This window comes from Pseudomonas sp. DW-iso17, from assembly GCF_058725345.1.
The window spans coordinates 62,446-69,533 of record NZ_JBZXEA010000041.1; the positions used below are offsets into that span (position 1 = coordinate 62,446).

At 61.7% G+C, this 7,088-nt stretch carries 6 protein-coding genes; all 6 read right to left on the reverse strand.

The window, feature by feature from the left end:
• Positions 1 to 8: 8 nt before the first annotated feature.
• On the reverse strand, positions 9 to 2,054 hold the full coding sequence (gene flgK, locus AC4PS6_RS21230; protein WP_032904972.1) for a flagellar hook-associated protein FlgK: 2,046 nt from the start codon (positions 2,052 to 2,054) through the stop codon (positions 9 to 11).
• A 10-nt stretch (positions 2,055 to 2,064) separates the two neighbouring features.
• A complete protein-coding gene (gene flgJ, locus AC4PS6_RS21235) occupies positions 2,065 to 3,324 on the reverse strand; it encodes a flagellar assembly peptidoglycan hydrolase FlgJ (RefSeq protein WP_032902465.1) in 1,260 nt (419 codons plus the stop codon).
• Between the two features lie 4 nt (positions 3,325 to 3,328).
• Positions 3,329 to 4,438, reverse strand: coding sequence for a flagellar basal body P-ring protein FlgI (locus AC4PS6_RS21240; RefSeq protein ID WP_162236634.1), 1,110 nt, complete (start codon positions 4,436 to 4,438; stop codon positions 3,329 to 3,331).
• Between the two features lie 6 nt (positions 4,439 to 4,444).
• Complete coding sequence (gene flgH, locus AC4PS6_RS21245; protein ID WP_014719364.1) at positions 4,445 to 5,140, reverse strand: flagellar basal body L-ring protein FlgH; 696 nt, start codon at positions 5,138 to 5,140, stop codon at positions 4,445 to 4,447.
• 52 nt (positions 5,141 to 5,192) lie between these two features.
• Complete coding sequence (gene flgG, locus AC4PS6_RS21250; RefSeq protein ID WP_003192986.1) at positions 5,193 to 5,978, reverse strand: flagellar basal-body rod protein FlgG; 786 nt, start codon at positions 5,976 to 5,978, stop codon at positions 5,193 to 5,195.
• Between the two features lie 62 nt (positions 5,979 to 6,040).
• Positions 6,041 to 6,781, reverse strand: a complete 741-nt coding sequence (locus AC4PS6_RS21255) for a flagellar basal body rod protein FlgF (protein WP_003192988.1) — start codon at positions 6,779 to 6,781, stop codon at positions 6,041 to 6,043.
• Positions 6,782 to 7,088: the final 307 nt, after the last annotated feature.

Below are 7,088 nucleotides of genomic sequence, written 5' to 3' on the forward strand. Positions count from 1 at the left end.
AGCCTCCCTTAAAGAGCATTCATCAGTGTGGTGAAGGTTTCCTGCGCAGCCTTGATGATCTGCGACGACGCGGTGTAGTACTGCTGGAACTTGATCATGTCGCCCGCTTCATCATCCAGGTTGACCCCGGATACCGAGTTGCGTGCTTCCTTGTTGGCGCTGAGCAACGCACCGGTGGCGGCGGTGTCGACCCCGGCCTGGCTGGCCTTGGCACCCACGGTCGAGACCAGCTTGCTGTTGGCACCCACCAGGCTGGTGCCCGCGTTGCCCTCGCCCATGCCGACGGTGGCCTTGGTTTGCAGGTTCAGCAGTTCCTGGGCGTTGCGGCCGTCGGACTTGCCACCACTGTTGAAGGCAAAGGTGGTGCTGTCGCCGTCTGCCGGGGAGCCGTTGACAGTGGTGTCGAACTTGAAGCTCTTGCCGGGAATGGCGGCACCGCTGGCGTCGCGCATTGGCACGTCCACGGTGATCTTGTTGCCCTGCCCCGGAATGATCGAGCCGGTGCCAATCGGGTTGCCCTTGGAGTCGCTGATCGTATACGACTGCGTGCCGTCGGCGGCAGGCTTGCCGAACACCATCTTCACCGGCATCGAGTTTTCAATACCGGCGCGCAACTGGGCAGTGTCAGTGCCGCCATGGATATCCAAAGGCACTGTCAAAGCCGGCTGGGTAAAGGTGCCCGTGCCACTGTTGGTCTTGCTGCTGGTACCTGCCAACGGGCCGGCAAACGCCAGCTTGTTCGCATCGGTGAGCGCCACGCCAATACCGCTGGCGCCCGTGGCGGTGGGGCTGACCTTGAAGCTGTCGCCAAACGCCATGGTGCCCTTGCCGTCCAGCGCCAGGGTGAAACCATCCAGGGTCGGCGGCGGTGTAGCGCTCATGTCAAAGGTGCCCATGGCCTTGCCGTCCGAGCGCAACACCGTGATTTTGTTAGGATCGGTCTTGTCGCTGAAGGTCACGGTGTAGTCAAACGTGGACAACTGACTGCTGTCCTTGATCGTCACGTTCAGGTTGCCCGCGCCGGCGCTGTTGCCCGAGGCACCCTGGCTGCGCGAGGCAATGGCGGCCGCGCTGTTGATGTCTTTGAACAGCGAAACGCCAAAGTCACCATTGAGGTCCAGGCCCTGGCCCAGCTGGCTGTTGAGCGTATCCGCGGTGGCAATGGCGATACGCCCCAGCTCATTGATGGCCGGCATCAAGGCATCGCTGCGATAGCGCAACAGGCCACCGATGCTGCCGCCGCTGATCACCGAGCCCAGGTCTAGGCTGGTGCCGTTCATGTCCAACTGGATGGTGTACTGGCTGTTATCGGTTTTGCTTGGTGCCGCGGAAATCTTGTTGGAGATCCCGCCCTCTACCAGGGACTGGCCGCTGCCGGTGGTCACGCTGAACTGGCCGTTTTTCTCGGTGGCCGTGACACCGATCAACTCATTGAGCGAGCGTACTGCCTCGTTACGCGAGTCCAGCAGGTTGGCTGGGGCGCTATTGGAGCTGCCCTGGGCCTGGGAGATCTGCTGGTTAAGCGAGGCAATCGAGGCGGTCAATTGGTTGACCTGATCACTCATGCTGCTCAGTTGGTTGTTGATGGTCTCTTTCTGCTGGGTCAACTGCGTGGAGATCGAGTTGAAACGGCTGCTCAGGGTCTGGGCGTTGGTCACCAGCAATTGGCGGGCCGACAGGTCGCTGGGGTTGGACGCGGCGGTTTGCAGGGTGGCGAAGAACGAACTGAGCACTGAGGACAGACCGGTGGTTTTGTCCGACAGCACTTTGTCGACGGCCCCCACCTGGTCCAGGTACGCCTTGGCGTCGTTATTGAGCGCCGTGCTGTTCTGGTAAGCGGTGTCCAGGTACTCGTTGTACACCCGGCGCACATCGGCCAGGGTGGTGCCGCTGCCGATGTACACGCCGCCGAACGGGTTTGATGCGTTGGTATTTTGCGTGGTCTGCTGACGCGAGTACCCTGGGGTATTCACGTTGGCGATGTTATTACTCAAGACCGACAACGATCCTTGAGCGGCATTGAGCCCTGACATCCCGATACTGAGCAAACTCATGGTTCAGACCTTATAAATGTGTGGTTGCGCCAGCGGCAGCGTAGTTCTGGTAACTGTTCATGTTTTTTGCGATCTGCGAAATCTTGCTGGCGTAATCCGGGTCGGTTGCATAACCGGCTTTTTGCAACTCGCGTACAAACTGTTCCGGGTTGTCGGCTGATTTCACAACTTCTTTATAGCGATCATGGCTTTGCAGCAGGGTCACGAGGTCGTGGAAGCTGTCCTGGTAGGAGCTGTAGGAACGGAATTGCGCCGTTTCCTTGACCATCGCCCCATCGCGAAACTCGCTGGTGATCGCCCGGGCCTGACCGCCCTGCCAGCTCTGCCCGGCCTTGATGCCAAACAGGTTGTGGCTGCTGCTGCCGTCCTCGGCGCGCATGACTGATTTGCCCCAACCGGTTTCCAGTGCCGCCTGGGCCACCAGGTACTTGGGGTCGATACCAATCCGTGCGGCAGCGGCCTTGGCCATCGGCAACATGGTGGCGACAAATTCATCCTGGGAGCTGAAGGCTTTCTTGGCCGGCGCCAGCGGTGGCTGCGCAATGGCGCGGCCATACACCTGCATGCGCCCGCTCGGCACGGCAAAGCTACGCGCGCTGCTGTTGATGACCGTGTCGTCGGCAGCGCTGTTACGCAGGGGCGCGGCTTTGGCTTCGACCGGAGCGTTCGGCACGATACCCGCCAGCAGGCGGTCGGCCAGCTTGCTGGGCAAGGCGATACGGCGCTGGTTCATCAGTTCCATGTCGTTGGCATGGGTGCTGGCGCCCTCAGGCACGGCCACGCGATACGCCCACAAAGGCCGCTGGCCATTGGAGCGGCCCAACGGGCCTTCGGCCTGGGTACCGGCGGCAATCTCGGTCGGCACATCGACTTTCTTCACCGGCGCATCCGCCGCCGGGCCTTGCAAGGTGGCGGCCTGGGCCTCCACCGGCTTGTTCTTCTGCATCTGGCGCATCAGCACATCGGCCAGGCCGATACCACCGCCTTCGCGGGACATCGACACCGCCAATTGCTGGTCGTACATTTCCTGGTACTGCTTGGCGGCCGGGGTGTTCAGCGGGTTGTCCTTGCCCAGGGCCTCGGTGGCCGAACGCATGGACTTGAGCATCTCGTTCAAAAACAGCGACTCGAATTCCTGCGCCACTTTGCGCAGGTTGCCTTCGCTGTTTTTGTCGGCACCGACCTTGAGCTGGTTAAGCCGGTTCAGGTCGGAGTAAGACCCCGAGTCCGCCGTGCTGCTGATACCGCTCTTGCGCATATCCATGGCCATGGCCTCAGATCACGATCAGGTCGGCTTGCAACGCGCCGGCCTGCTTCAAAGCTTCGAGGATCGCCATCAAGTCGCCGGGCGCAGCGCCCACCTGGTTCACCGCACGGACAATCTCGTCCAGGGTGGTGCCGGGGCCGAACTTGAACATCGGCTTGGCTTCTTGCTGGGCATTGACGCGCGAGCGCGGGACCACGGCCGTCTGGCCACCGGACAACGGCCCAGGCTGGCTGACGATCGGGTCTTCGGTGATGGTCACCGTCAGGCTGCCGTGGGTCACCGCCGCTGGCGAAACCTTGACGTTCTGGCCGATCACGATGGTGCCGGTGCGCGAGTTGATGATGACTTTAGCCACGGCCTGGCCTGGGTCCACCTCAAGGTTTTCCAGGATCGACAGGTAGTCCACACGCTGGCTTGGGTCCAGAGGCGCAGTGACGCGAACCGAGCCGCCGTCGATGGCCTGGGCCACGCCAGGGCCGAGCATGTCGTTGATCTTGTCGACCACGCGCTTGGCGGTGGTGAAGTCGGAGCGGTTGAGGTTCAGGGTCAGGCTGTTGCCCTGGTTGAAACCACTCGGCACGGTGCGTTCAACCGTGGCGCCACCGGGGATACGCCCGGCCGACGGCACGTTGACGGTGATCTTCGAGCCGTCGCGGCCTTCGGCGTCAAAACCGCCGACCACCAGGTTGCCCTGGGCAATGGCGTAGACGTTGCCGTCGATACCTTTGAGCGGCGTCATCAGCAAGGTGCCGCCGCGCAGGCTCTTGGAGTTACCCATGGACGACACGGTGATATCCACCACCTGCCCCGGCTTGGCGAACGCGGGCAGATCGGCGCTGATCGACACCGCTGCGACGTTCTTCAGCTGCACGTTGCCCGAGCCTGGCGGCACTTTGATGCCGAACTGCGAGAGCATGTTGTTGAAGGTTTGCAGGGTGAACGGCGTCTGGGTGGTCTGGTCACCCGTGCCGTTAAGCCCCACGACCAGGCCATAGCCGATCAACTGGTTGGAGCGCACGCCGGAAATACTGGCGATGTCCTTCAGGCGCTCGGCCTGGGCCACAGCGCTCAAGGCCAGCAAAAGCGTCATCGCCATCAGCTGTTTGAACTTCAAAATGGCCACCTAGAAAGGGAACAGCGGGCTGAGGAAGAAGCGGTCGAACCAGCCCGGCTGGCTCGCATCGGCAAACGAACCGGTGCCCGAGTAGGTAATGCGTGCATCGGCAATGCGCGTCGACGGCACGGTGTTGTCGGTGGAGATGTCATCGGCGCGGACCATGCCGGCGATGCGCACCAACTCGTCGCCGGTGTTGAGGGTCATCCACTTTTCACCACGCACGGCAATGATGCCGTTGGGCAATACGTCGGCGACGGTCACGGTGATCGAACCGGTCAGGCTGTTGCCCTGCCCTGCCGCGCTCTTGCCGTTGGTGGCACGGTCGCCGCTGTAGCCGGCGTCCAGGCTCAGGTCACCACTGCCCAGCGGATTGTTGGTGTTCAGGCCGCCGCCGAACAGCGAGGTCAGGCCGATGCTGGTCTTGCTGTTCTTGCCGATCTGCGAGTTGGCGTTCTTGCTGGCCTGGGTCTTCTCATTCAGGGTAATGGTGATGATGTCACCGACCCGGAACGCCTTGCGGTCGCTGTACAGGTTCTGCTCGAAACCAGCCTGGTAGATCGAGCCATTGTTGGCCGCCGCCGGCAGCGGTGTGCGTGGCAACACCGGCGCGTAGTACGGGTCATTGGGCTTTGGCGTGGGGGCGACACAGCCCGCAAGCACGGCGATCCCACTCAATGCCAACACACAAACATAGCGATTCATGACCCTAACCTCACGGTGTTGCAGGCACCCTCAAGGGCGCCCCATAGACTGATTACAGATTTTGCGTAACGAACGAAAGCATCTGGTCGGCGGTGGAAATCACCTTGGAGTTCATCTCGTAGGCGCGCTGGGTGGTGATCATGTTGACCATCTCCTCAACGGTACTGACGTTGGAGGTTTCCAGGGTGCTTTGCAGCGTGGTACCGAAGCCGTTCAAGCCAGGGGTGCCGATTTGCGGCGCGCCACTGGAGGCGGTTTCCAGGAACAGGTTGTTGCCCATCGCCTGCAGGCCGGCCGGGTTGATGAAGTCGGCGGTTTGCAGGTTGCCGATCACTTGGGAGGCCGGGTTGCCAGCAACGGTGATGGACACGGTGCCGTCGTTGCCGACGGTGAAGGTCTTGGCGTCGGGCGGCACCACGACAGCAGGCTCCAGGGCGAAACCGTTGGCGGTCACGATCTGGCCGTTAGAGTCCAGGTGGAAGGTGCCGTCACGGGTGTAAGAAGTGGTGCCATCCGGTTGCAGCACCTGGAAAAAGCCGCGACCATTGATCGCCATGTCCAGGGGCTGGCCGGTTTGCTGCAGGTTACCGGCGCTGAAGTTTTTCTGGGTGCCGACGATCTGCACACCGGTACCCAGTTGCAGGCCCGACGGCAGTTCGCTGTCCTGGGTCGACTGGGCGCCCGGTTGCTTCTTGATCTGATAGAGCAAGTCCTGGAACTCGGCGCGGTCACGTTTGAAGCCCGTGGTCGACACGTTTGCCAGGTTGTTGGAAATGGTCGTCAGGTTGGTGTCCTGGGCGGACAGGCCTGTCTTGGCAACCCATAGAGCCGGAAGCATGCTGTTCTCCTTCGTGCGCCGGATGGTTGGCGCTGCGTTGCAAATTAGTTAATGGGCTTGGATCAGCTCATCTGCATGACGCGCGTCATGGCCTGGTCGTCTTCTTTAGCGCTGTTCATCATCTTGATATGCAGCTCGAACTGCTTGGCCAGCGCCAGCACCGCGGTCATTTCTTCCACGGCATTGACGTTGCTCGCCTGCAGGAAACCCGAGGTCAGCCGCACATTCGCGTCGGCCTGGGCCGGTTGGCCATCCTTGGTGTGGATGGTGCCGTCCAGGCCCTTGGTCATGTTCTTGAGGTCAGGCTGGACCATCTTGATACGGTCCACTTCCGCCATCACCCGCGGACCTTCGCCCATGGCACGGATGCTGATGGTGCCGTCCGAACCCACTTCGATTTTCTGCTGGGGCGGCACGGCAATCGGGCCACCGTTGCCCATGATCGGCATACCGTTGCCGGCCCGCAGCACGCCCAAGGCATCCACGTTCATGCTGGCGCTGCGCACGTAGGCTTCGCCGCCATCGGGGGTTTGCACCGCCATCCAGCCGTCGCCGCTGACGGCCACGTCGAGGTCGCGGCCGGTTTCGATCATCGCGCCCGGTGAAAAGTCGGTAGCCGGACGTTCGGTCATGGCAAACGCCCGCGCCGGAAAGCTGTCACCGAACACCGGCATCGAACGCGCCTGTTCCAGGTCGCGCTGAAAGCCGTTGGTGGAAATGTTCGCCAGATTGTTGGCATGGGCCTTCTGCGCCAGTGCATTCTGGCTGGCGCCGGTCATTGCCACATAAAGGTACTTGTCCACGCTATATCCTCTTTCTGACGGACGCTTGCCGCCCACCGCTGTACTGAGGAGGCTTAAGCAATTTGCGAACCAACTTTTCAAAAGAGGCGAAAGTCCAGGCTGGGCGGGGGTTTCGTGGAGGTAGCTGAAAGAGGTGATGGGAGAAACAGTCGAAAAAACGGCGGACTACTGCCGCCTGCGGCAAACACCGGCCTTCAAACCGGTAGAGATCAAAGGGGGAGCGGGCTTGCCTGCGATCGTGCTGATTCAGTTGCAGATTAATTGACTGACCCGCCGCCATCGCGGGCAAGCCCGCTCCCACAGGGGA